The 25,391-nt window shown below is 41.2% G+C and carries 23 protein-coding genes, 1 pseudogene and 1 other annotated feature; of the genes and pseudogenes, 17 read left to right on the top strand and 7 right to left on the bottom strand.

Annotated elements, in window-relative coordinates:
- The first annotated feature begins 9 nt into the window (after window positions 1-9).
- From AC1TO4_RS16225 to norA, 5 genes are all read left to right on the top strand, one after another.
- Window positions 10-1,131: a M20/M25/M40 family metallo-hydrolase gene (locus tag AC1TO4_RS16225; protein ID WP_482106182.1), complete on the top strand. Its 1,122-nt coding sequence runs from the start codon at window positions 10-12 to the stop codon at window positions 1,129-1,131.
- Between the two features lie 17 nt (window positions 1,132-1,148).
- Window positions 1,149-1,625 (top strand): chemotaxis protein CheW, encoded by a 477-nt coding sequence (locus tag AC1TO4_RS16220; protein WP_482106181.1) that lies wholly within the window; start codon window positions 1,149-1,151, stop codon window positions 1,623-1,625.
- Window positions 1,626-1,699: 74 nt separating this feature from the next.
- Window positions 1,700-2,884, top strand: a complete 1,185-nt coding sequence (locus AC1TO4_RS16215) for a DNA polymerase IV (protein ID WP_482106180.1) — start codon at window positions 1,700-1,702, stop codon at window positions 2,882-2,884.
- Window positions 2,885-2,900: 16 nt separating this feature from the next.
- Window positions 2,901-3,839: a ribonuclease Z gene (gene rnz / locus AC1TO4_RS16210; RefSeq protein WP_482106179.1), complete on the top strand. Its 939-nt coding sequence runs from the start codon at window positions 2,901-2,903 to the stop codon at window positions 3,837-3,839.
- A gap of 234 nt (window positions 3,840-4,073) precedes the next feature.
- The gene (gene norA / locus AC1TO4_RS16205) at window positions 4,074-5,237 is read left to right on the top strand and encodes a multidrug efflux MFS transporter NorA (RefSeq protein WP_482106178.1); all 1,164 of its coding nucleotides are present in this window, start codon (window positions 4,074-4,076) and stop codon (window positions 5,235-5,237) included.
- Between the two features lie 167 nt (window positions 5,238-5,404).
- On the opposite strand, the gene namA is transcribed toward norA, so the two are convergent.
- The 4 genes from namA to AC1TO4_RS16185 all read right to left on the bottom strand — a co-directional run bounded on the left by namA (window position 5,405) and on the right by AC1TO4_RS16185 (window position 10,629).
- Window positions 5,405-6,424 carry an NADPH dehydrogenase NamA gene (namA, locus tag AC1TO4_RS16200; protein ID WP_482106177.1) on the bottom strand — a complete coding sequence of 340 codons (1,020 nt, stop codon included), beginning with the start codon at window positions 6,422-6,424 and terminating at the stop codon, window positions 5,405-5,407.
- Between the two features lie 741 nt (window positions 6,425-7,165).
- Window positions 7,166-7,975 carry a pyrroline-5-carboxylate reductase gene (proC, locus tag AC1TO4_RS16195; protein ID WP_482106176.1) on the bottom strand — a complete coding sequence of 270 codons (810 nt, stop codon included), beginning with the start codon at window positions 7,973-7,975 and terminating at the stop codon, window positions 7,166-7,168.
- 81 nt (window positions 7,976-8,056) lie between these two features.
- Window positions 8,057-8,270: a binding site (T-box leader), on the bottom strand.
- Window positions 8,271-8,340: 70 nt separating this feature from the next.
- Entirely contained in the window at window positions 8,341-9,462 is a 1,122-nt protein-coding gene (locus AC1TO4_RS16190; RefSeq protein WP_482106175.1) for a hypothetical protein, read from the bottom strand.
- 24 nt (window positions 9,463-9,486) lie between these two features.
- Window positions 9,487-10,629, bottom strand: coding sequence for an SPFH domain-containing protein (locus AC1TO4_RS16185; RefSeq protein ID WP_482106174.1), 1,143 nt, complete (start codon window positions 10,627-10,629; stop codon window positions 9,487-9,489).
- A 169-nt stretch (window positions 10,630-10,798) separates the two neighbouring features.
- Here AC1TO4_RS16185 and AC1TO4_RS16180 point away from each other — a divergent pair, with 169 nt between their 5' ends.
- The 3 genes and pseudogenes from AC1TO4_RS16180 to AC1TO4_RS16170 all read left to right on the top strand — a co-directional run.
- A complete protein-coding gene (locus tag AC1TO4_RS16180) occupies window positions 10,799-11,743 on the top strand; it encodes an MBL fold metallo-hydrolase (RefSeq protein ID WP_482106173.1) in 945 nt (314 codons plus the stop codon).
- Window positions 11,697-12,482 carry an SDR family NAD(P)-dependent oxidoreductase gene (locus AC1TO4_RS16175; RefSeq protein ID WP_482106172.1) on the top strand — a complete coding sequence of 262 codons (786 nt, stop codon included), beginning with the start codon at window positions 11,697-11,699 and terminating at the stop codon, window positions 12,480-12,482. Before AC1TO4_RS16180 ends, AC1TO4_RS16175 begins: the two co-directional genes overlap by 47 nt.
- A 245-nt stretch (window positions 12,483-12,727) precedes the next feature.
- Window positions 12,728-12,952 (top strand): annotated as a pseudogene (locus AC1TO4_RS16170) (Y-family DNA polymerase); the annotation flags it as partial.
- Window positions 12,953-13,101: 149 nt separating this feature from the next.
- Here the strand turns inward: AC1TO4_RS16170 and AC1TO4_RS16165 are convergent.
- The gene (locus tag AC1TO4_RS16165) at window positions 13,102-13,560 is read right to left on the bottom strand and encodes a DUF4362 domain-containing protein (protein WP_482106171.1); all 459 of its coding nucleotides are present in this window, start codon (window positions 13,558-13,560) and stop codon (window positions 13,102-13,104) included.
- 190 nt (window positions 13,561-13,750) lie between these two features.
- On the opposite strand from AC1TO4_RS16165, the gene AC1TO4_RS16160 reads away from it, so the two are divergent.
- The 4 genes from AC1TO4_RS16160 to AC1TO4_RS16145 all read left to right on the top strand — a co-directional run bounded on the left by AC1TO4_RS16160 (window position 13,751) and on the right by AC1TO4_RS16145 (window position 18,753).
- Window positions 13,751-15,505, top strand: coding sequence for an ABC transporter transmembrane domain-containing protein (locus AC1TO4_RS16160; protein WP_482102542.1), 1,755 nt, complete (start codon window positions 13,751-13,753; stop codon window positions 15,503-15,505).
- Window positions 15,505-17,292 (top strand): ABC transporter ATP-binding protein, encoded by a 1,788-nt coding sequence (locus AC1TO4_RS16155; protein ID WP_482106170.1) that lies wholly within the window; start codon window positions 15,505-15,507, stop codon window positions 17,290-17,292. Before AC1TO4_RS16160 ends, AC1TO4_RS16155 begins: the two co-directional genes overlap by 1 nt.
- 174 nt (window positions 17,293-17,466) lie before the next feature.
- Window positions 17,467-18,177 carry a cytochrome c biogenesis CcdA family protein gene (locus AC1TO4_RS16150; RefSeq protein WP_482106169.1) on the top strand — a complete coding sequence of 237 codons (711 nt, stop codon included), beginning with the start codon at window positions 17,467-17,469 and terminating at the stop codon, window positions 18,175-18,177.
- A 69-nt stretch (window positions 18,178-18,246) separates the two neighbouring features.
- Complete coding sequence (locus AC1TO4_RS16145; RefSeq protein WP_482106168.1) at window positions 18,247-18,753, top strand: CcdC family protein; 507 nt, start codon at window positions 18,247-18,249, stop codon at window positions 18,751-18,753.
- 52 nt (window positions 18,754-18,805) lie between these two features.
- Here AC1TO4_RS16145 and AC1TO4_RS16140 read toward each other — a convergent pair whose 3' ends face one another.
- A complete protein-coding gene (locus AC1TO4_RS16140) occupies window positions 18,806-19,213 on the bottom strand; it encodes a DUF2621 family protein (protein ID WP_482102601.1) in 408 nt (135 codons plus the stop codon).
- A gap of 163 nt (window positions 19,214-19,376) precedes the next feature.
- Here AC1TO4_RS16140 and AC1TO4_RS16135 point away from each other — a divergent pair, with 163 nt between their 5' ends.
- Window positions 19,377-20,165: an SCO family protein gene (locus tag AC1TO4_RS16135; RefSeq protein WP_482106167.1), complete on the top strand. Its 789-nt coding sequence runs from the start codon at window positions 19,377-19,379 to the stop codon at window positions 20,163-20,165.
- A gap of 37 nt (window positions 20,166-20,202) precedes the next feature.
- Window positions 20,203-20,874 carry a lytic transglycosylase domain-containing protein gene (locus tag AC1TO4_RS16130; RefSeq protein ID WP_482106166.1) on the top strand — a complete coding sequence of 224 codons (672 nt, stop codon included), beginning with the start codon at window positions 20,203-20,205 and terminating at the stop codon, window positions 20,872-20,874.
- Window positions 20,875-20,927: 53 nt separating this feature from the next.
- Here the strand turns inward: AC1TO4_RS16130 and AC1TO4_RS16125 are convergent, their stop codons facing one another.
- Window positions 20,928-21,182 (bottom strand): GlsB/YeaQ/YmgE family stress response membrane protein, encoded by a 255-nt coding sequence (locus AC1TO4_RS16125; RefSeq protein ID WP_482102548.1) that lies wholly within the window; start codon window positions 21,180-21,182, stop codon window positions 20,928-20,930.
- Window positions 21,183-21,738: 556 nt separating this feature from the next.
- Between AC1TO4_RS16125 and acnA the strand changes: the two genes are divergently transcribed.
- The 3 genes from acnA to AC1TO4_RS16110 all read left to right on the top strand — a co-directional run bounded on the left by acnA (window position 21,739) and on the right by AC1TO4_RS16110 (window position 25,319).
- A complete protein-coding gene (acnA, locus tag AC1TO4_RS16120) occupies window positions 21,739-24,453 on the top strand; it encodes an aconitate hydratase AcnA (protein WP_482106165.1) in 2,715 nt (904 codons plus the stop codon).
- A gap of 120 nt (window positions 24,454-24,573) precedes the next feature.
- Complete coding sequence (locus tag AC1TO4_RS16115; protein WP_482106164.1) at window positions 24,574-24,999, top strand: acyl-CoA thioesterase; 426 nt, start codon at window positions 24,574-24,576, stop codon at window positions 24,997-24,999.
- Window positions 24,999-25,319, top strand: coding sequence for a hypothetical protein (locus tag AC1TO4_RS16110; RefSeq protein ID WP_482106163.1), 321 nt, complete (start codon window positions 24,999-25,001; stop codon window positions 25,317-25,319). The genes AC1TO4_RS16115 and AC1TO4_RS16110 overlap by 1 nt, the downstream gene beginning before the upstream one ends.
- Window positions 25,320-25,391: the final 72 nt, after the last annotated feature.

Raw genomic sequence — 25,391 nt, 5'->3', positions numbered from 1 at the left:
ATGTTTTGGATGAATAAACAAAGACTATTAGACGAATTTTTGGAATTAGTTCAAATAGATTCGGAAACAAAAGACGAACGTCAAATTGCAGATGTATTAACAAATAAAATGCTGGAACTTGGATTCGACGTTGAAGAGGATGATTCTGACGATCGTACTGGACATGGAGCAGGTAATCTAATTGCGACAATGAATCGGACAGCTGAAGGAATTGAACCGATTTATTTCACTTGTCATATGGACACCGTAGTACCAGGTCAGGGAATTAAACCTGAATTACGCGAGGACGGATATATTTATTCGGATGGTACAACAATTCTTGGCGCGGATGATAAAGCGGGGATTGCTGCACTTTTTGAAATGGCGCGTACATTAAAAGAAAGTGGTCAGCCACATGGCGATATTCAGTTTGTTATTACAGCTGGTGAAGAAAGCGGCCTTGTTGGTGCGAAAGAGTTGGATATGTCAGTAATTAAAGCTAAGTTTGGCTACGCTGTTGACAGCGATCAAAAAGTGGGCGGCATTGTAACTGCTGCACCATACCAGGCAAAATTACGGACAACAATCTATGGGAAAACAGCACATGCTGGCGTTGCTCCTGAAAAAGGCGTCTCGGCTATTAACATTGCTGCCAAATCCATCGCTGCAATGTCACTTGGTCGGATTGATTCGGAAACGACTGCTAATATTGGACGCTTTGAAGGCGGGCAAGCAACGAATATCGTCTGTGATGAAGTTCATATTTTAGCGGAAGCACGGTCCATTAATTCTGACAAACTAAATGAACAAACGGAGCATATGGTGCGGACGTTTGAACAAACTGCTGAGCTGATGGGCGGAAGAGCTGAAACGGAAGTTGTACTCATGTATCCTGGCTTCAGTTTTGCAGAAGATGCACAAGTCGTGCAAACAGCGATAACAGCCATTCGGAATATTGGATTGACGCCGGAACTAATGACAAGCGGTGGTGGAAGTGACGGTAATGTATTCAACGGTGCAGGTATTCCCACAGTCACATTATCCGTCGGTTATGAAGAAATTCATACAAAAAATGAACGCATGCCAGTTGATGAATTGAACAAACTGACAGAGCTATTGCTTGAAATCGTACGTGTAACAGCGACTGCATAATAGAGGGGGCTTACCACATGAGTGACTTGAAAGCTGTCATCGTTCAATGCGGTAATGAAGAATATGCGATTTCCATTGAGGCGGTCGTGTCTATCGAGCGACTTGAGCATGTGAATCCGATTCCTCACCTACCCAACTTTATGCTGGGACTTATGCGGATTCGAGGGGAACTTGTTCCGATTCTGGACTTCGAACAAATTTTATATGGAAAAAGTGCACAAGGACGAGAGGACGCCCGCGTCGTCGTCGTTCAGACCGGCAGTTTATTCATGGGGTTACTCGTTCTGGATGCAAAAGAAATTCTTGATATCCCTGGAAGTGCTTTGACATCTTCGGCTCTCATGGCTTATTCACGAACACCTTACTTCACGTCAGTTGCAAATTTGGAGAACCGGATGATTACTGTTGTCAATCCGGAGATTCTATCCAAAACTCTGGCTGGTATGGATAAAATCAGTGACTATGTAGAAGCGCAATTGGCACTAGAAGAGTAGTATGCAAACCGGACAGTGTCTTCTGTCCGTTTTTTGCATTATAATTACACTAAAAGTAAAGGAGGGGAAGTGTCGTGAAAACGGTTGGTGCATCACGGGCAAAAGTTATTCTTCATCTTGATATGAATAGTTTTTTCGCATCCGTCGAACAAGCGCACGACCCTTCGTTGAAAGGAATACCACTCGCTGTCGCTGGTAATCCGAAAGCAAGGAGAGGCATTCTCGTGACGTGCTCTTACGAAGCGAGAGCGTTCGGTGTTTACACGACAATGACTGTCGGTGAGGCGAAAAGGCTTTGCCCGGATCTCGTAATAATTCCACCTGACTTTGAAAAATATCGAACCGCTTCTTCTGCGGTTTTTGAATTGCTAAGAACGTATACGGACCTTGTCGAACCGGTGTCCATAGATGAGGCGTATATTGACATTACAGCAATCGGTGGTTTGACTGATGCCGTAAATATTGCTATGTCCATGCAACAGCGTATATTACAAGAGCTCGATCTACCCTGTTCAATTGGTATTGCACCGAATAAGTTCTTAGCAAAGACAGCATCGGATATGAAAAAGCCGATGGGTGTTACGATTTTAAGGAAACGACAAATTGAATCGATTTTATGGCCTCTACCCGTTATTGACATGCATGGAATTGGGGAGAGTACAGAGAAAAAAATGAATACGCTAGGTATTTATACGATTGGCGATCTCGCGAAAATCGATGAACTCACTGTCAAGTCTTCCCTAGGTAAGCAAGGAATCCGTCTTCACAATCGTGCAAATGGTATTGATGATCGGCCTGTAGACCCAGAAGCAGCTGAAGAACGAAAAAGTGTAGGCAGTTCAACTACATTGCCTGTGGATGAAACAGACCTGGACGAATGTTTGAAAGTTTTCAAATGGCTGGCGGAAAAAGTTGCAGTCCGCCTCGACAATCGGCAACTTGCTGGGACGGTAGTTATGATTCAAATTCGTACAGCCGATTGGCATAATCAAACACGGAGCCGGACTGTCCTCAATCCTCTTTATAAAGAACAGGACATTTTCAAAGAGGCGACTGATTTGTTTATAAAACATTGGGACGGGGAGCCGGTTCGTCTTCTTGGAATTACTGTTACAAACGTAATTCTAATGAATGAACTGCATGAGCAACTATCGATTTATAACTATGAAAAACATGCGAAAGAAGAGACAATGGATACATTATTATCACAATTGGAACAAAAGTTTGGTCCTGGAACTGTAAAACGGGGCTTTAAATGAAAGGAGGACATATATTATGGAACTGCAATTTCTAGGAACAGGCGCGGGTATGCCTTCAAAAATGCGTAATACATCAGCAGTCATATTGAATTTATCCGCTGAAGGAGAAGGTTATTGGCTCTTTGACTGTGGGGAAGCGACACAGCATCAGATTTTACATACTTCTCTGAAACCAAGAAAAATCAGCAAAATATTCATTACGCATTTACACGGTGATCATATATTTGGGTTGCCCGGTTTAATTGGCTCCCGTTCGTTTCTTGGGGGTAAGGAAAAACTTGATATATACGGGCCACCTGGACTTAACGAATGGCTCAAGACAACGTTGCGCGTTACAAATACCCATTTAAATTACGAGTTGCACATCCATGAAGTTAGTGAAGGTCTGGTATTTGAAGATGCTAACTATCGTATTACTACAAAGAACTTACAACATATTATTCCGTGCTTTGGTTACAGAATTGAGCAAAAACCACTTCCAGGAAAATTACTAATTGAAAAAGCGAAAGAAGCGGGAGTTCCAAATGGTCCGCAGTTGAAGCAGCTAAAAGATGGAGAAGATGTGACATTGGATGATGGACGAATCGTTTCTAGTTCAGAAGTCACTGGCGACCCCCAAAAAGGATTTACGGTTGCCATTCTCGGAGATACCAGCTATTGCGCCGCTGCCGTTGAACTAGCGCAAGATACGGATATTTTAATTCACGAAGCTACTTTCGATAATGGAACTGGAAACCTGGCAAAAGAATATGGTCATTCGACGATTGGTGATGCCGCTATAACAGCAAAAGAAGCGGGAGCAAAAACCCTTATCGCCAATCATATTAGTGCGCGATTTATGGCAAGCGATGTGGCACAGCTGCTTAAACAAGGTACGGCAATATTCCCAAACCTATATATTGCTGAGGACTTTTCTCGGTTCGAGTGGAGAGATGGGGAAGTTTTTAGAGAGTGAAATTAGAATCCTGATGAAACTAATTCGTAATGGATAGAATAATGAAAAATATGAAGGGGTCAGTCGGGCTCTTTCGTCCCTTTAGATTTCCGTTAAATGTTTTAGCAGAGCAATTTCAATAAACTTAAGAAATCATAATAATTATTATATGAATGATGTTATACTCGTGAGAGAGTCAGTATTGTGTATATTTCGACGTAATTCACCAAGTCGAGAGTTAGAGGAGTTTACTATATGAAAAACAAAAAAGGCGTATTAGCTATTCTATTAATGAACTTATTTATTGCCTTTTTAGGTATTGGACTCGTTATTCCAGTATTACCGACGATAATGAATGAGCTGGAAATCAGCGGTTCAGTCGTGGGCTACATGGTTGCGGCATTTGCGATTACGCAGCTTATCTTCTCGCCAATCTCAGGTCGATGGGTTGATAAATACGGTCGAAAAATTATGATTGTGGTGGGCTTATTCATATTTGGCTTTTCGGAGTTTTTATTCGGAATGGGAAAATCAATCGAAGTCCTCTTCATTTCACGCATGCTTGGTGGAATCAGTGCGGCGTTCATCATGCCTGCGGTGACAGCCTTCATTGCAGATATTACCACGAGTACAAACAGATCAAAAGCACTCGGTTATATGTCAGCTGCCATAAGTACAGGCTTTATCATTGGACCCGGGATAGGCGGTTTTTTAGCCGAAATCGGCACGCGGGTCCCTTTCTATTCGGCAGGTGTATTAGGGGTATTTGCAGCTATTCTTTCAATCGCTCTATTGAAAGAGCCTGAACGTGCAGATGAAGAAGTACCGACGCCAGGGCAAAAGACTGGGTTAAGTCGCATTTTCATACCGATGTATCTTATAGCGTTTATAATAATCTTTGTCTTGTCCTTTGGCCTCGCAGCCTTCGAATCGTTATTCAGCCTATTCGTCGACCACAAATTTGGCTTCACGCCAAAAGACATCGCTATCGTCATCACAGGAAGCGGGATTGTCGGGGCTGTTGCGCAGGTCTTATTGTTTGATCGGTTAGTAAAACACATGGGTGAAATCAATGTAATTCGCTATAGTTTAGCAGTTTCAACAATACTTGTGTTATTAATGACGTATGTCAGTTCATATTTCTCCATTCTACTAACAACATTCGTTCTATTTGTCGGCTTTGATTTAATACGCCCAGCCGTTACTTCTTATTTATCAAAAATAGCGGGTAACGAACAAGGCTTTGTCGGTGGTATGAATTCTACTTTCACGAGTCTAGGTAATATTTTCGGTCCGATAATCGGGGGTGTGCTATTTGACATAAACTTGAACTATCCTTACTACTTTGCAACGATTGTCCTATTGATCGGCACCATTATCGCTCTTTTTTGGAAGAAACCGAAACATATCATGTTTTGATTTCTCCACAATGAAGTATGAAACATTTCACATGTATTACTACGCTCACTAAAACGTAGTTTTTCGTAAGTGGAATTTCAGGAAAAAAATGATGGAATGACCATAATGGGCTCTTCCATCTTTTTTTGTGTCTAAAGATCCTTTACGGGTTTTCGGTTATTCACTAGTTAAAATTTCCAGCCGCGCTCATATTGTTTTGGTGCTTTAATTTCCTCGCCCAATTCTTTTGCCGCGGTATAAGCCCAGTACGGATCCCGTAATAATTCACGGGCAAGTAAGATCAAATCAGCTCGTCCATTTTTCAATATTTCTTCTGCTTGGATTCCTGTCGTGATTAGACCAACCGCGCCTGTTGATATTTCGGCACCTTCTTTGATTGTTTCAGAGAACTTCACTTGGTAACCAGGGAATACATCAATCGCTGCTGGTACGAGCGCCCCAGAGCTGACATCAATCAGATCCACTCCTTGCAATTTCATCCACTTCGCCATTTCCACGTATATTTCGGGTGTCATGCCACCATCACTATAATCATGTGCAGAAATACGAACAATAAGTGGACCATCCCAAACGGCACGTACTTCATCAATAATTTCTTTCAAGAAGCGATAACGGTTTTCTAGCGATCCACCATATTCATCTGTGCGCTTATTGGAAAGGGGTGACAGGAACTCATTAATGAGATAGCCATGTGCACCATGAAGTTCGATAACATCAAATCCAGCTTTTTTCGCGCGTAAAGCGCCATCTTTGAATGCTTGTATGGTCGTTTTAATATCGTCTTCGGTCATTTCGACAGGTGTTTTATATTTTTCATTGTAGGCAATTGCAGATGGAGCATAAATATCGCCGTCAACTGTCGCTTTACGTCCAGCATGTGCAAGTTGGATTCCTACTTTTGTACCGTATTGCTGCATGAGACGGACTGTTTCTCCCAAACCTTCAATATGATTGTCGCTCCAAATACCTAGATCTTGCGCAGAAATACGTCCCTCAGGTTGAACTGCTGTTGCTTCAACAATGATAAGACCAACTTGACCGACAGCGCGTGTGGTGTAATGCGTCTTATGCCAATCCTCAATCATTCCATCTTCGTTATGGCTCGAATACATGCACATCGGCGACATAACGATACGGTTTTTAAATTCAACGTCACGTAATTTAAATGGTTCAAATAACTTTGCCATGTTTACATACCTCCTAAATGATTAACACGACTAGTATAACAAAGACGAGATGTTAAGACAGTTCAGCCGTCTTGAACAGATTTAAATCTCTAATTCAATTAGAAAAATAATTGATAAGGTGATTATGAAGATAAAGAGAAAAATCACATTGGTCTTTCTACTCTATGGTGAGGTTTAATAGACTAACGTTAAAACCTCTATGTGTATGTATGTAAAGTTAGAAATTGAAAGGATTTAAGTTTTGAGAAAAATAGGAGTTTGGTGCTTTTCTATTATTAATTCGTTTCAGCTTTGGTAGTAATTTGAACTTTCTTTCATACTGCTCGTCTAACTAATAATAGTAAAGTAGTTACCCGTAAACGTTCTTTAATCGTATAGAAACTGCAGGCAACGCATCGATTTTTTATTCAATAGAAAATGAAGTTTTTGGTGTGACGGAAAATGGAGATGATTTTCATTATAAACGTAGTAAATAAGAATTGCCGAACTAGTTGCGGCTATTGTATGAAGTATAGTTACATTCATTTTATATATGGGGGAGAGCCTGATGGGGGAAATTAGTAAACTCCAAGCTGACGATACCATTATTCCTTACTATAACGATGGTAAATTGAGTTATGGTGCGTATTTCAATGAATACATGTTTTGTTTACTTGAACGATAACTCGAATGATAGTCACTTTAAATAATGACCTATTATTCGAGTTTGACGTTCTACTGTTTATTACAAATTGAGTAACTTCAAGACATTGCTCCAAGCTCACGCGAACGCCTCTCCGCCTGACTAATGCAGTCCGCAACCGTTTCTTTAAATAGACCTTTTTCCAAAGCTTCTAATCCTGCTTGCGTTGTGCCGCCTGGACTTGTCACGTTTTCGCGCAGTTCCGCGGGTTCCGCACTTGTTTCTTTCAACATCGCCGCAGCTCCTTCAATAGTCTGGATAATAAGTGCACGTGCTACTTCTTTTGTAAGACCCTTGCTGATTGCCGCTTCTTCAAGTGCTTCCGCTAAATAATAGACATACGCCGGGCCGCTTCCGGAAAGAGCAGTGACTACATGTAGGTCATCTTCTTCGACTTCTCTCACCATCCCAATTGAATTGAGAAGACCGAGTATATATATTTTTAACGCATCGCTAACCGCACTATTCCACGCGATACCACTGGCTGATTTTCCGATTGTAGCAGATGTATTGGGCATAGAGCGCGCGATTGGTCTAAAACCGAGACCTGTCTCGATTGTTTGTATTGAAACACCTGCAATGACCGATAAAACCGCTGTCTTTTCAGCCAAATGGGGAAGTGTGTCTGCCATCACTTGGTAGATGTCTTTTGGTTTTGTCGCAAGTACAATGAGATCTGCATTTTTCAGCGCTTCTTTGTCCTTGCTAACAATCGAGATTCCATATTTATTGTGCAGTGAAATTAGTCTTTCATCGTCCGACCTGTTCATGACGTAAACATTTTGAGGTATTACAGCACCTTGCTCCACAATACCGGAAATAACGGCTTCCGCCATCGATCCGGCTCCTATAAATACAATCGTTTTCATCTGAATTACCTCTTTCATTCCGTTAATAACAGCATAAGTTCCTTTGACAGACGCAAAAAAAATGCGCTCTCGCCCCTACTAAATAAGGACGAAAACACATGTTTCCGCGGTACCACCTAAATTTACCGATTATAAACCGGTACATCTCGTTCTTTCTTAACGCGAAAGGCACGCCTGTGTTTCCACAGCAGCTCGGAAGGAGGTTCAAAGCGGGAGAGGGAGGGTGGCTTTCAGTCAGTGACCACATTTTCTGTTCTCCATTACCGCAATTACTTATCTTCTTCAACGCCTATATGTACTTGAATTAGTCCGATTATTGCATGCCGACAGGAGAAAGTCAACTATCATTTTATGCAATAAAATATTTAGCTTATCGTGTAGAGCAAGTAGATTATGAATATAATTGCTAAGATCACTATGACGGAAATCGATACTTTTACGGCGCTTATCGGCGATTGCCCACTAACTTTACCGGTTTGTCCGTTAACGAGGAAGCGGTAGATTTTATTGTTGAACTGGAACGAAGAAATCCAAATAGGTAATAGAATATGTTTGTAAGTAATGTTGTCGTAGTTAGTGGAAACACTTACAATATTGACAACATCACCATATACTTGTCCATGTATTCCATTCTTAATACCGGCGTCAATACTATTTTTTGCATCATTCCAGCCATCCTTCAATGGAATCGAGTACCTTTCTGCTAAAAAACCGGATAAATATTCTGTTTTATAGTCGAGGAGTCCATTTAACTGAAAGGGTTCAATCTTATCAATAAGGCCACTTGCTACATTACGTGATGCTTTCACCAAAACATCGTCAAAGAATTCGCTGTAGCGCCCGTGTTCCGTACGCCATTGGGTTTTCCTTACCTGTTCAGATACTTGTTTGGACTTGCCATCTTCAAATACGGTCCGTATTTCCGTTACGTAATAATACGTGCCAATCTGGACGATAAAAGAAGAATCCGTCTGGGCATCAAAAGTCCAGTACGGGATGTATGCTCCCGCAATGGTATCCATTTTATACGATTGCACTAGCTTAGATGGAGCAAAACATCTCTGTTTCAGCCATATCTTGAATTTTTCAACAGCATCATCTCTCGCGATTTTAAAGGGGAGTACCAATGCTGGTTTCATGCCCGCATGGTGTTCACTTATTGCAATATGAGAAGACCCGCAAAATGAGCAGAAATCGGCCACTTTATCTTTATCTAAAAGTGTTTCGGCACCACAGTTTTCACATTTAAAAACACGCTTTTCATCGTCCCAGCTGTGAATTTCTTTTTCTAATGCCTCTAAGAAGTCGTGTTCAAAACTATTTTCCCAAGACTGGTCGATTTCCTTTTCGCTTCCGCAAAACGGACATTTCAGATTTCCACTTTTCGGTTCAAATAACGTGTTACCTCCACAGGAAGAACATTTATTTACCGTCGTCAGTTTAGTTTTGATCGATTCCAAATCTTTATTATTTGTTAAGTCCGTCATAGGAACACCTCTTTTGCATTCGAGTTAAAGGTTTTCTCCACAGTCACTACAAAACTTGGCATTTGGACCATTTACTTTGCCACATTTTACACATGTTTTTTCGGTCAGTTGCTTTGTACCACATTCATCGCAAAACTTTGCATCTTCATTTATGAGTGCATTGCAACTCGTACATGGTACTTGTTGCGCAAGCACGGATTTACCGCATTCGCCGCAAAACTTCGCATTCTTATTAATAAGTGTCTGACAATGCTGACAAGTCTTCTTTTCTGTTTGCGTAGTATTAGAGGAACTTCTTTGCTGTTGATTGGCCGGGAAGGCATTCGCCATAACACTTCCAAGTGCGGCACCTGCTCCAATTCCTGCACCCGCACCAGCTAAACCGCCGCCTTCATTCCGCGCGGCTTCCCTGATGGCTTCTGCGGCTTGGTATTGCTGATACTGATTCATGTCTCCTATGACACCCATGGACGTTTTTCGATCCAACACTTTTTCAACTTCTTCAGGAAGTGATAGGTTTTCAATATATAATGAAGTAATTTCAAATCCAAATGAACTGAATCGTTGTTCCATTTTCTCTCTGCCTTTGTCACTAAGCTCGTCGTAGTTCATCGCCAGGTCAAGGGCAGCAATATTTGATTCTGCAAAGAGGTCTGAAAGTCCTGATAGCACCATCTTTTTTAACTGTCCTTCAATGCTGCTCGTATCATAGGATGCGTTCGTACCAAAAAGTTCTTTTAAGAAAACAACGGGGTCGGACACCTTATACGAGTAAATACCATATCCCCGTAATCGAATGACTCCAAATTCGGAATCACGCATCATGATTGGATTCGACGTGCCCCATTTTTGATTGATAAATTGTTTTGTATTAACAAAATATACTTCCGCTTTAAAAGGGGAGTTAAATCCATGTTTCCATGACTTCAATTTCGTCATTATGGGCATGTTTTGTGTGTATAATAGATGACGTCCTGGTCCAAATACATCAGCAATTTCGCCTTCATTGACGAAAATTGCGACTTGTGATTCCCGAACGGTTAATTCTGCACCCATTTTTATTTCGTTATTGTGAACAGGGAAACGATAAACCATTGTATTTGCGTTCTGATCCGTCCATTCAATGACTTCAATAAATTGACTCTTGAAGAATCCGAATAAACCCATACATACGTCCTCCTAATCATTCATACTTTAGTAAATTAACACGAGAATACATAAAGTTATTATAGCATTTTTACCATCTTGGTAGAGGATAGATTCAAAAGATGACGTCCACTCATAAAAAAGGTACACTGTACTGAATACTCATTCATCTAATAAAGGGGATTTTTATATGTTACACAAGATTGTTATTCCAACACCGTTCGCAGTAGGCGATGTAAATGCTTTTCTTATAAAAGGAGATACGCTGTCACTCGTCGATGCGGGGCCGAAAACCCCTGATGCATATGAAGCATTGAAACAGGGCATCAAGGAAGCCGGTTACTCATTCAATGATATTGAACAGGTCATTTTGACACATCATCATCCAGATCACGCTGGTTGGATTGACGCATTTGATAACGCAAAAGTTTTAGGTCATACCTACAATGATTTATGGCTCAAACGGGATGAAGCTTTCTTCCGCTATCATGATGCATTTTATCTAGAGCGACTTATCGAAGAAGGCGTACCTGAACAGTACCTTGGCTGGGTTAAGAAGATGAAAAGGTCTGTCTCGCTTATGGGAGAACGTCCACTCGACATGACGCTTGCTGAAGGAGATGCGCTGCCTGGGCATGCCGGCTGGACGGTTATGGAAACACCAGGTCATGCGCAAAGCCATATCGTATTGTGGGATGAAGAGAATAGAACAATGATTGGCGGAGATTTGGTGCTTGAAAAAGTTTCTTCAAATCCGCTTATCGAGCCGCCGCTTAATCCTGAGCATGGCCGTCCACGCTCTTTGTTGCAGTATAACGAGTCGTTGAAACGCATTCTTACTTTACCCGTTGATATCATATATACCGGTCATGGTGATGAAGTGCGCAATGCTCACGAGCTTATAGAAGGCCGTTTCGTAAGACAGCACGAACGGGCGATGAAGGTGCTTGCAATGATGGATAAAGGCCAACGTACAATTTTCGAATTGACGCGCGAGTTATTCCCATCCGTCTATGAAAAAGAGCTTGGTCTTACGCTATCAGAAACAATTGGCCAAACCGATTACCTTTTTGAAAAGGGGCTTGTTCATGAAAAACGAGATGAAAACGGAATTCTCCAATATGAGCAAGCGTAAAATGGTTTTGATTACAGGTGCTACGAGCGGTGTCGGTTATGCATTATCGAAGCGGCTTTTGGCAGAGGGATATGAAGTATGGGCAACGGGAAGATCACTTGCCATTTTAGAGAAGTTGCGACTTGAAGGCGCACAAGTGATACCGGCAGATTTAACAAAAAAAGAAGACATCGAACATTTAATGACGCAGATTGGATCTCCGGATGCTGTCATTTTTTCAGCGGGTATGGGTACGTTCAGTTTTGCACATGAGACTTCCGATGAAGCGATTCAAAACATGATGACCGTCAATGTCATCGCACCGATGCAACTGACAAAGCTTTTATTGCCCGGCATGAGAGAGCGCCGGAGCGGCCATCTTATTTATCTTGGTTCACAGGCGGGGAAAGTTGCTACCCCGAAAGCATCCGTTTACGCTGCGTCAAAACACGCGATTATTGGCTATACGAATGCACTTCGTATGGAGGTAGCTTCATACGGTATCCAGGTCACCACTATTAATCCGGGTCCGATTGACACACCTTTTCTTGAACTTGCGGATGAAACAGGTGCTTACCGTACATCGCTCGGCAGACATTTGTTGACGGTGGAAGCTGTTGCCGATGCGGTGATTAAAACATTGGGGAAATCTGTCCGTGATGTGAATTTACCTCGGTATATGGGCATCACTAGCAAAATTTACGCTGTTGCACCGTCAGTTGTCGAAAGACTGGGCCGAAAGTACTTTATGAAAAAATGAGAAAATGCACCGTTCTGGAATCTGGACGTGGAATATCATTTAGTAGTTTATCCACAGGTCGAAAATTTTATGAATACCTAAGTGAAAAGCGATGTATGTTATTAAAAGCTGGCTAACTGCCGGCTTTTTTGCTGTGGGAAAAATGAAAGGAACAAAGTGCGTGCATAAATATTCCATTGTATATGAGTTACAGTTAGGGCTATAATATAAATAAGAACATACGTTCTTTGTAGGGGGAGTTTGATATGTATGAACATTTACCAAATCGGAAAATTGTCTGCCTCGACATGCGTAGCTTTTACGCCAGTTGTGCTGCCGCAATCGAAGGGCTTGATGTTATGGAAGTGCCGATTGCCATCATCGGCAATAAAGAGCGGAAAGGTGGTATCGTGCTTGCAGCATCTCCACCATTTAAAAAACAATTTGGCGTGCGGACTGGTATGCAGCTATTTGAAATACCCGATGACCCCCACATGGATCATTTACTGACACGACGGGTATCTTGAAAAGGTTGGATACTCGGCTACAAGTTATTTATATAGAGGATAACTCCAAGCTGCAAAAAATATCTCTGAATACGATTGTCGGCATCGAGACAATCGACCTTAATTAGCCATACCTAGTGTTCATGTTCGTCCACATGCTCTTTCGCTACACTTAAAATTGTAAAACTTTCGTCAGACGAATCGCATCCAGTAAGCGTGTAGACAAATAATTGCTGACCATCCTTTTCAATTAGATTTGTACATGTCATGTTTGTTTTAGTAGGATTGTTTCCTCTATTTTTATTTTTTGAACGGTTAATCTCTAAGGCAATCGAGGAGCCGTTGTAGGACAGATTGTATAAAGTCGGGTCTCCTTGAAGTGAGTAATTTGCAATACGGACTACATCGGATTTCTTAGACTCTATACTTTCCAAAAAAGCTTCGAATACGGGGTAGTTATAGACAGGTCCATGCATATTGACAACATCACCATTACGCACCGCTTTTTCGCTATTGTACGAACAGGCTGAACAAACTGCCGTGCCTAGTAGTATAAGTAGTAATACTAGTAATTTGTTATTTACTGTCCTCATATTTAAGTTCCTCCTCAAAGTCAAATGACGATACTTCGTAATTATATGAGCAAATGGCATGGCTTATCCGTATCTTACCAACGAAACTATTTCCGAATTCGAATTATTTATACCTCGGACCTTTTTTATTGTCCAGACATTTGCTAAACTAATCAAAGGTTCAATTTTATAGTAAAATAGGGGGAGTAGTGTGAAGGTTTTAGTTCAGCTCGGCTGGTTTTTCAAACAGCGGAAGAAGCAATATCTTTTAGGGGTTTCGGCGCTTGTTTTCGTCTCAATATTGCAACTGTTGCCACCGAAGATTATTGGGATTATCGTCGATGACATTACAGAGAGTTCGTTAACAACCGCCGGGCTCACAAGATGGCTTGTTATCCTAGCAATTTCCGGCATTCTCATGTACATAGCGCGCTATTATTGGCGTGTCATGATTTTTGGTTCTGCTGTATTGTTGTCGCGGACGATGCGTGAAAAATTGTTCAATCATTTTACAAGAATGTCACCATCCTTCTACCAAAAAAGACGTGTAGGAGACCTAATGGCTCATGCAACAAATGATGTAAATGCCGTGCAGCAAACGGCGGGTATGGGGATTTTGACACTGGTCGATTCCATTGCGACGGGCGGATTCGTCATTTTAACAATGGCAATCACCATCCATTGGAAACTGACACTAATTGCACTCATTCCGTTGCCATTCATGATCTTCCTGACTAGCTATTATGGTAGATTGCTACGTAAGCGATTCAGATTTTCCCAAGAAGCATTTTCAAATTTGAATGACAAGACACAGGAAAGTATATCGGGTATCAAAGTCATTAAGACATTCGGACAAAAAAACGAAGATATTGAGGATTTCACCAAATTGTCTACTGATGTTGTCAGTAAAAATATGCGTGTCGCTAAAGTGGATGCATTATTCGATCCGACAATTACGGGTATATTCGCGATTTCATACATTCTGTCTTTCTATTTTGGAACGAAATTTATCATTGCAGGGGACATGTCAATCGGTGACATGGTAGCGTTCAGTGCCTACCTCGGCCTTCTGGTCTGGCCAATGCTTGCGTTTGGCTTCCTCTTTAATATCGTAGAGAGAGGTAATGCATCTTACAGCCGAATTACAGAACTATTATCTGTATCGCCTGAAATTAAAGATTTGCCTGGTGCAATTGATAGAAGACCCGAAGGCGATTTGCATTTCGATATAGATGAGTTTAAATTCCCAGGTGATGAGCGGGCGGCTCTGCGTAATGTTCACTTCACATTAAAACGGGGTGAAACAATGGGAATTGTCGGTAAAACGGGATCAGGTAAAACGGCAATCCTGAAATTACTGTTACGAGAGTTTGAAGGGTATAAAGGAAGCATCATATATGGAGACAAACCTATTAATCAATATAAACAGCAACGTTTAAGAGAGTCAATCGGTTATGTACCGCAAGACCACTTCCTTTTCTCAACGACACTTGCTGAAAATATTGCTTTCATAAATCCAAGAATAGCACCCGATAGAATTCATCATGCTGCGCAACTCGCGCATATCCATGAAGATATTTTAGGGTTTACAGAAGGGTATGAAACGATAGTAGGAGAACGTGGGGTCTCTCTGTCTGGAGGTCAAAAACAACGGGTTTCCATTGCACGTGCATTAATTATGGAACCGGAATTGCTACTTTTGGATGATTCTTTATCAGCTGTCGATGCCCAAACGGAAGAAGCAATTTTATACTCGCTCAAACAAACACGTACGAACGAAACTACAATTATTACTTCACATCGACTAAGTGCCATCCAACATGCACATAAAATTATCGTCATGGATGAAGGAGCAATTGTCGAAGCTGGAACACACGAAGAATTAATCGATCTGGCTGGAAGATATAAAGAAATGTATGACTTGCAACAACTTGAAGTACTTGTCGAACAGGGGGGTGAGGAATAATGTCAGAAGAAAAACAACCGAAACTAACGGCAAAAGATCAATGGTTTGTTTTAAAGAGATTGTTGAGATATATCATTCCTCATAAAAAGAGCATTATATTTGCGCTGATCCTACTCGTTTTGACAGTCACTGGCAGTATAGTCGGACCTTTGATAATCCAAAGATTTATCGATAATCATTTAGCGACGATGAACTTCCCAAGAACAGAAATAATGAACATTGCGCTAGTTTATATAGGTATCCAAGTGTTTATGGTCGTCGTGTCCTATTTCCAACTGATTCGATTCCAAGATATTGCGTTAAAAATTATTCAGCAGATGCGAATCGATGTGTTTTCAAAAGTGCAAAGCCTTGGAATGCGTTATTTTGATAAAACGCCTGCTGGAAGTATTGTTTCGCGTGTAACAAATGACACGGAAGCCATCAAAGAAATGTTCGTCAGTGTCATTGTTACGTTTTTACAAGCCATTTTTGTGCTTCTCGGCGTTTACATTGCACTATTTTCACTTGATGCAAAGCTTGCACTAATATCCCTGTTATTGTTGCCACTCTTCTTAACGGTCATCGTCATTTATAGGAGATATAGTGCGGATTTCTATCAAGACATCCGTGAACGGTTGAGTCAGCTGAATGCTAAAATAGCCGAATCATTATCCGGCATGGGGATGATTCAAGCATTTAGGCAGGAAGAACGTCTAGAAATTGAGTTTGACGACATCAACGAAAAACATTACCGTGCAGGAATGCGTAACATTAAATTTGACGGCATCCTGCTCGGTCCGGCAATCGATCTGCTGTATGCAGGAGCAATCGTCTTTGTACTCGGTTATTTCGGATTTATATCACTGGCAAGCCCTGTTGAAGTAGGTGTTTTATATGCATTTACGACATTGATTCGTCGTTTATTCCAGCCCGTCCAACAAGTGATGCAAAGATTATCCATTTTTCAGCAAGCAATGGTTGCGGCGTCCCGTGTATTTAAATTAATGGATGATCCGGATATAGAACCGGAACAGAACGATGGTAAACAAGCCGTAATTCAAGATGGTAAAATCGAATTCCGTGATGTATCTTTTTCATATGATGGACAAACTGATGTATTAAAAAATATCTCATTCACTGCGAATGCGGGAGAGACCGTTGCACTCGTTGGCCATACTGGAAGCGGAAAAAGCTCCATTATCAACTTACTGATGCGTTTTTATGAATATGAACGTGGTGATATTTATATCGATGATGTTTCATTGAAAGAATTTCCAAAAGAAGAACTACGGAAGAAGACAGGTCTTGTCTTGCAAGATCCGTTCCTTTTCTATGGAGATATCAAAAGTAATATCCGTTTGCATAATAAAAATATGACATCAGAGGATGTTAGAGCCGCTGCAGAATTTGTCCAAGCCAATGAGTTCATTGAAAAACTTCCTGAAAAGTACTCGCAAAAAGTGACGGAACGCGGTTCTACGTATTCAAGTGGGCAGCGCCAGCTCGTCGCATTTGCGCGGACAATAGCAACGAATCCCAAAATCCTTGTTCTCGATGAGGCGACTGCCAACATTGATACAGAAACAGAAGTGGCAATACAGACAAGTCTTGAAAAGATGAGGAAAGGACGTACAACAATTGCTATTGCCCACAGACTCAGTACTATTCAAGATGCTGAACTGATTCTCGTCCTTCATAAGGGGGAAATTATAGAGCGCGGAACACACCAAGAATTACTAGGACAAAAAGGTCTATACCATAAAATGTATCTTCTTCAAAATAATATTTTGGAAGATGTTATCTGAAAAAATCAAGCTTGCATACGCCTTTTACTGGCGTTGCAAGCTTTTTTTCGCATAGAATATAGAATGTAGACAAACGACCCTTTAAAAGTCATAAACTGTTCACAGACAGAATAGGCGAAGTTTAATGTTATTTTTGATAAGATTAAGAAAGAAAAATGAAGGGGAGAGAATAATGTGGGAACAGACATAAATTTATTTCTCGCTTTCGGCGCTGGTTTTTTAAGTTTCATATCACCGTGTACATTACCGTTATATCCAGCATTCATATCATATATTACGGGCATGTCACTAGATGATTTAAAATCGGATTCGAAACGTATGAACAGAAACGGCATGCTACATACACTATTCTTTTTAATCGGATTTTCGATAATTTTTGTTGTACTTGGTTTTGCTACATCGCTTGTCGGGACATTTTTCCAAGAAAACCAACAAATACTAAGACAAGTTGGAGCAATCTTTATGGTCTTGTTTGGATTGATGATTGCTGGTATATTTACACCCAAATTCCTTATGGGAGAAAAGAGATTGCAATTTAAAAACCGTCCTTCGGGTTACTTAGGAAGCACAGTGATAGGGCTTGCATTTGCTGCTGGCTGGACACCATGTTCGGGACCAATAATTGGAGTAATCATGGGACTTGCTGCGACAAATCCGGGGTCGGGCGTCATTTATATGTTAATGTATGTGTTAGGTTTTGCAATACCTTTCTTTGTCTTATCGTTCTTTGTCACACGTCTTGGATGGATTCGAAAACGCAGTGGCCTAATAATGAAAATTGGAGGCATCATCATGATTGCTTTCGGAATTTTGTTGTTCTTCGATGGATTGACATATTTAACAAGCATATTAAGCCCAATATTTGGCGACTTCCAAGGTTTTTAAGTTGAACAAGCAAATCAGTTCATTCAATGAATGGATGGAATAACTGAAGCGTCGGTTGGAGGAAATACAATGAACGAATTAATTGAAACCGTTTTTACAAAGGTACCCTCGGTTTATCTCATAACCGGTTCAACCATACTTGCACTATTCATGGGGACAATGGCGCTGATTGTCAGAACGAAAGCGGCGAAAAGACCTGTAACGCCGATGAAAATCATCTTGCCACCCCTTTTTATGTCAACGGGTGCACTGATGTTCATATTCGAGGAATTCAGAGTGTCGTTACCTCAAATATTCGAGGCCATCTTTGTTGGGCTACTATTCTCGATTATCCTAATAAAGACAACGCATTTTGAACGTAGAGATGACGATATTTATATGAAGCGATCCAAAACCTTCCTATTTATTCTGCTAGGGTTGCTCATTATCCGACTTGTTGGGAAACTGCTTCTTAGCAGTACCATTGACGTAGGTGAACTGGGCGGAATGTTCTGGATTCTAGCATTTGGAATGATTGTTCCATGGCGGATAGGTATGCTGACTAAATATAAACAAATAAAAGGTGTCCGCAGTTAAATGCGGACACCTTTTTGCCGTCTAGGCTCTAACGCCTAGCGTTTTTATTCGATTAAAATAGATGTTCGTACTGAGTTAGATCGAACTTCATTTCAGCCAATTTCTTGCGCAGGAACTTATGGTCACGTTTCGGTGTCGCTTGTATATATCCACGGATAATTAGATCGGTATCAATTGCTTTTGCATTTTCCTCAAGTGCAATTTCACCGATTTTTCCTGCGATTTTTTGTTTCGCTACCGGCCGGAATAATTCCGGTACTGGGACGACTAGCTCATTCAGCAAAAGTTTAGCTTTATCATTCCACAGGTGAAGAGAGCTCTCCACGTAATGTTCTTCCCAGTCGAGTGTGGACTTGCCATCAGCTTTCGGAAACACTTTTAAAAACTTTCGGAACATGAAGAAACCGCCGATACCGAAAAGTCCAATGAGAACAACGCACCAGAAAATGATGAACCACATAAATAAGTCTTGTTGCAACAATCTTCACCTCTTCCGTTCTATTTACCATTATAAGAGCATCCGTGAAAAAACACACGGACAATGTATTCCTTTCTTCTATTTCGGATGAAAGGAGGTGATTGACCTGGTAAAAATCGAATATAAAATGCAAGAGGACTAGTATATGTCGATGAATGAATTACTAAAGATGACAAGCATTATCCCTTGCTCCGATTCGAATCGAAACTTCTGGTCGTCAACGATGAAGTTAACTTCACAAAACCGTCATGGGTTCGACGAGGGTTCAAACATCACATGCTTGTTTGAACCCTCTACTTCCGATATGATAAACGTATCAATAAATAATGGAGGATATAAAATGAGTAAAAAGTTATTGTTGATTTATATGTTACTAGTCATGGTGATTTTGAGTGCGTGTTCCGGTGGTGGTTTCAAGGAAGATCACAATTATAAAGTTGCACCTTTTAAATTTACGAACCAACAAAATGAACAGGTTTCATTGGATGATTTGAAAGGGAATGTTTGGATAGCACAATTCGTTTTCACCGAATGTACGAGTGCCTGCCCACCGATGATGATGAACATGGCGGAGCTTGATAACCAACTTGGGGATGAAGGCGTTGATGACTATAAGATTGTATCATTCAGTATTGATCCTGCAGTTGATACTCCAGAAGCTATGCAAGAATACGTTGATGCGTATGATGTCCGAGATCAGAGTAGATGGGAAATGCTGACGGGCTATAAACAAGAGGAAATCACTGACTTCGCAGCAAAATCATTCAAAACGCTTGTTGCAGATATTCCGGATTCGAACCAGGTAATGCACGCAGTTACTTTTTCCCTCGTCAATCAACAAGGGGAAGTTGTGAAATCATATAACGGAATGACAGAAGTGCCATTCGATCAAATCGTCAAAGACATAAAAGCACTAAATAAAGCAGGTGCATAATTCGATAATGCAAGGCTGTAACTAAAGGTGTGAAGAGATGAAGAAGCGAAAAAACAAAAGAATATCTTTGAAGGCGAAAGCAATGTTTATTATCTTACTTGTCCCTATAGCTGTTACAGTCTTCACGTTAACAGCTATCATTTGGACAGGTCTGAAAAATCCGGATATCATAAAGAAGTCCGCTAGCGCATTGCTGGATATGCAAGACCGTCGCACGGCTAACGAAATACCGGGAGAGTACATACCAGTTTACAAAGAAGCAGCAGAAGTTTACGGTATTCCCTGGACGTTACTTGCAGCGCACCATAGGATTGAAACGAAGTTTTCTACGATGGATCCATTACTGTCACCCGTCGGTGCTGAAGGACATATGCAGTTTATGCCTTGTACGTTCGTCGGTTGGACTTACCCGGGATGTGGAGACCTTGGAAAGGGAGAAATTCCTGAAAAAGATAAAATTAATCCAGTTGTGATAAAAAAATATGGTGGATATGGCGTTGACGCAAATAATGATGGCATTGCCGACCCATATGATTTGGAAGATGCAATTTATAGTGCCGCTAACTACTTATCAAAGAGTGGAGCAGCGGATGGGGAATTTGAAAAAGCAATTTTCAACTATAACCGTAGTGACAAATACGTCGAAGATGTTCTTTGGTTCTTTGATGAATTTGAAGCCCAGCGAATTGAAATGGAAAAAAGTGAATAAAAAGATGGACCGCCACGAATGGGGTCCATCTTTTTAGTGTCTATTTCTTAGATTTAAGAAGCTTTACGCATTGATTTCATGATTAGGCTCACAATGAATACAAGGATAAGTGCTCCGATGATGGCTGGAACAATATAGAAGTCAGAAACCCTTGGACCCCATTCCCCTAGAAGCATTCCACCAATCCATGCGCCGACGATTCCGGCAATAATATTACCAATGATTCCGCCTGGGATATCTTTCCCTAAAATCATACCTGCTAACCAACCGATGATACCACCAATAATTAAAAACCAAATGAAACTCATAACTGTCCATCTCCTTTTTAGTGATTTATGATTACCTCTACAGTATTTGTAATAACCTTTATTACAATACCCTAAACATCAAGAAGAAATAAATTACCAATCTTTTTGAGAATTTTTGAGGATTAATGTAGAACAATAGCATAAAGCGTGTTTTTAAAATGACGTAGTGTTACCTGGGGGACCTATATATTAGCACACCGGCAGCCAGCTATTTTTTTTGCAAAGAGAGTTCCAAAAGGATTGAAATAGGGTATGTATGTTAGGAAGAGTTAGCATCGACACGAACAGTCAATTTCATGCATACATGGGCGTCTGCACTTTGGTGAAATGAAGGATTTAACAAACCATACAATATTTTTATGGGGAGGAATCTAGAATCTATTTTCATGTATGAAGCGTTTTTGCAAGAACAGAAGGGTCATAACATTAACTTATGATAGACTATAAAGTTAATGTATTTTACTTATGTGTGTAGGTATTATATGATGAAGTAGAGAAAAGACGCTTATTTACAGCCTTTTCAGCAGTTTTTTAAGATAAAAGGAGGAATTCAACAATGGCAAAAAGCAATTTGCATAACAGCCGAACATCATTCGACCTGAATGGAAAGACGTATAACTATTATCGTCTTGCTGCACTCGAAGAAGCCGGCATCGCTAAAGTTTCCAATCTACCTTACTCGATTAAAGTATTACTTGAATCCGTCCTGCGTCAACACGACGGATATGTCATCAAAGACAATCATGTTGAAAACTTGGCGAAATGGGGGAAAGATGCAGACGCTGATGCAGAAGTACCTTTCAAACCGTCACGTGTTATTCTTCAAGACTTTACAGGTGTACCTGTTGTCGTTGACCTTGCATCACTTCGTTCAGCAATGGCAGCTATGGGCGGTGACCCTAACAAAATCAACCCTGAAATTCCAGTTGACCTTGTTATTGACCACTCCGTGCAAGTTGACCGTTACGGAACGGCAGAAGCACTTAACTTAAACATGGAGCTTGAATTTGAACGCAACGCAGAACGTTACCAATTTTTAAGCTGGGCACAAAAAGCTTACGATAACTACCGTGCAGTCCCACCAGCAACAGGTATTGTCCACCAAGTTAACCTTGAGTACTTGGCAAACGTTGTTCATGCAGTTGAAAACGAAGATGGTACATTCGAAACATACCCAGACACACTTGTTGGAACAGACTCTCACACGACGATGATCAACGGCATAGGTGTTCTAGGATGGGGTGTCGGTGGTATTGAAGCTGAAGCAGGCATGCTTGGACAGCCTTCATACTTCCCGATTCCAGAAGTTATTGGTGTAAAACTTGTTGGTCAACTTCCAAACGGAACAACAGCAACCGACCTTGCACTTAAAGTGACACAAACACTTCGTGAACACGGTGTAGTTGGTAAATTCGTCGAGTTCTTCGGACCTGGCGTTGCACACTTACCACTTGCAGACCGTGCAACAATTGCAAACATGGCACCTGAATACGGTGCAACGTGTGGATTCTTCCCAGTAGACGAAGAAGCACTAGATTATATGCGCTTAACAGGCCGTGAAGAGAGCGACATTGCAGTAGTTAAACAATACCTAGTAGAGAATGATATGTTCTTCACTGTAGAGAATGAAGAACCTACTTACACTGATGTTGTAGAAATCGACCTTTCTGGTATTGCTGCTAACCTTGCTGGACCGAAACGTCCACAAGATTTGATTCCTCTTACAGAAATGCAAAGCTCATTCAACGAAGCAGTTGTTGCACCTGAAGGGAACCAAGGTTTTGGTCTATCACCAAAAGAGTTGAAGAAAACAGCTACTATCGAATTCGCAGACGGACGTTCTGTCGAAATCAAAACCGGCGACCTTGCAATCGCAGCAATCACTTCATGTACAAACACTTCTAACCCATATGTTATGTTAGGTGCTGGACTTGTTGCGAAAAAAGCAGTTGAAAAAGGGCTTACACCTCCTGCTTATGTGAAAACATCACTTGCACCAGGTTCAAAAGTCGTTACAGGCTACCTGGAAGATTCAGGTCTAAATGTATTCTTGGATCAAATTGGATTTAATACTGTTGGGTACGGTTGTACAACATGTATTGGTAACTCTGGGCCACTTCTGCCTGAAATTGAAAAAGCGGTCATGGGCAACGATATGCTAATGTCTTCCGTGCTTTCTGGTAACCGTAACTTTGAAGGACGTATTCACCCACTTGTGAAAGCAAACTACTTGGCTTCACCGCCACTTGTTGTTGCTTATGCACTTGCTGGAACAGTCGATATCGACTTCGAAAAAGAGCCAATTGGTAAAGACAAAGACGGCTTTGATGTCTTTTTCAAAGATATTTGGCCAACTACGGAAGAAATTCAAGCAGTTGTTAAAGCAACAGTTACGCCTGAATTGTTCCGTAAAGAATATGCGCGTGTATTCACTGAGAACGAAGCGTGGAATGCAATTGAAACAACTGATGATTCACTATATGATTTTGATGAAAACTCAACTTACATCCAAAATCCACCGTTCTTTGAAGGTCTGGCAACAGAGCCAGCTGACATTCAAGCACTTTCAGGGCTTCGTGTCATTGGTAAATTTGGCGATTCAATTACGACGGATCACATTTCTCCTGCGGGCGCAATCGGTAAAGATACGCCAGCTGGTAAATACTTGATTGAAAATGGCGTAAGCCCTCGTTTCTTCAACTCTTACGGTTCACGCCGTGGTAACCATGAAGTGATGATGCGTGGTACATTCGCTAACATCCGTATTCGTAACCAGATTGCAAAAGGAACAGAAGGCGGATTTACGACTTACTGGCCTACAAAAGAAATTATGCCAATTTATGATGCTGCTATGAAGTATCAAGAAGAAGGCACAGGACTTGCTATCATCACAGGTAAAGACTACGGAATGGGTTCTTCACGTGACTGGGCTGCAAAAGGTACTTCACTTCTAGGTATCCGCACAGTTATCGCTGAAAGCTACGAACGTATTCACCGTTCAAACCTTGTTATGATGGGTGTTCTACCACTTCAATTCATGAAAGGCGAAAGTGCTGAAACACTTGGTCTTACTGGCGAAGAGGAAATCAGTGTTAACATCGCTGAAGGCGTTAAACCACGCGATATTCTGAAAGTGACAGCAACAGCGAAAAATGGTTCTGTCAAAGAATTCGACGTACTAGCACGTTTCGACTCGGATGTTGAAGTTGATTACTACCGTCACGGCGGAATCCTACAAATGGTTCTTCGTGATAAAATGAAGGCGAACTAATTTCAATAAATAGGAAGGTGTCCGATTTATTCGGGCACCTTTTTTTGTTGTAAAATTGTTGCAATCTCGGGACAGCTTTTTCAGACTTGCTTTTGTATAATAGGTAGTGAGGTGATGGTAATGTTTATCAGTGAAAAAGAAATTGAAATCAGATATGCCGAGACGGATCAGATGGGAATCGTCTATCATGCGAACTATTTAGTATGGATGGAAATTGGACGCACGAAACTGATCGAGGACTTGGGCTATACATACGCACAACTCGAGGCGGATGGCTTCTTATCGCCAGTGACAGACTTATCCATTCAATATAAGGCTGCGATGAAATACGGTCAAAAAGCGACTGTACGGACGTGGGTAGAGTTACACGGAAGATTGCGTACAACCTACGGCTATGAAATCCTTCATGAAGACGGAACAATTTCAGCAACAGCAAAATCCGAACATGTCGTCGTGAAAAAAGAATCATTCCGTCCAGTTTCCTTAAAGAAAATCGCTCCAGAGTGGGATGCTTTATATACAGAAATTAAGCGGTGCAAAGACTAATGGCATTTGGAATTAGACGAGCCGAACTACAGGCTTGGAAAAAAGCAGTCAGAGAAGGAGAAATGGCGTTTTTAACCCATTACTGGCTCGATGAACGCTTTCCGGGATGCAAAACAGTAACAAAGGCAGGCTGTGCAGATATGGACAAACTTGTTGAATGGGGAAAACAATATGGTTTGAAGCCGGAATGGATTGATATGCGCAAAGACTACCCTCATTTTGACCTGTTCGGTAAGCATGAACGGGACATTTTACTAAAAGAAGGACTGTTCGAACAGTTAGAACGGTTTGATCTAAATCGAGTAGGAGGGAGTGATTAACTCCCGACCTCTCACACCACCGTACGTACCGTTCGGTATACGGCGGTTCAATTAAGATTGATGACGCAAAGT

The organism is Sporosarcina sp. Y838, from assembly GCF_056786515.1.
The sequence above is the reverse complement of the archived record's forward strand: the minus strand, read 5'-3'. Positions and strand labels throughout refer to the sequence as shown.